The sequence below is a fragment of the Mycolicibacter acidiphilus genome, from assembly GCF_018455725.1.
Taxonomy (GTDB): Bacteria; Actinomycetota; Actinomycetes; order Mycobacteriales; family Mycobacteriaceae; genus Mycobacterium; species Mycobacterium acidiphilum.
This window is the reverse complement of sequence record NZ_JAHCLR010000151.1, coordinates 1-389: the sequence shown is the minus strand read 5'-3', so window position 1 is coordinate 389 and position 389 is coordinate 1. Positions and strand designations below refer to the sequence as shown.

Genomic DNA, 389 nt, shown 5'->3' with positions numbered 1-389 from the left:
GCCGATTCGTTCCAGACCGACTTCTGGCTGCCGTTCCACGGCATGCTGCAGGACTGGATCGCCAGTCCACTCGGCATCCAGGTCGACACCGCGATCAACGACATGCTCAAACCGTTCACCCCGGACAACTTCTGCGGCCTGATCTGCAACGGGGTGGCCGGTACCGAAGGCGACCCCAACGGTGGTGACGGCGGCTGGTGGTTCGGCGACGGCGGCGCCGGCTGGACCAGCGATGAGGTCGGGGTGGCCGGCGGTGCCGGCGGCAACGCGGGCGGCTGGGGCAACGGCGGTGACGGCGGGGCCGGTGGCCTCGGCGGCGACGGCGGCAACGGCGGCATCGGCGGCGAGTGGTGGGGCAACGGCGGCGACGGCGGGGCCGGCGGCACCGG

General features: G+C 73.0%; 1 protein-coding gene. It reads left to right on the top strand.

Annotated elements, in window-relative coordinates; translation table 11 throughout:
- A partial coding sequence (locus KIH27_RS22265) for a PGRS repeat-containing protein (protein WP_372451458.1) occupies positions 1-389 on the top strand: 389 nt, incomplete at both ends.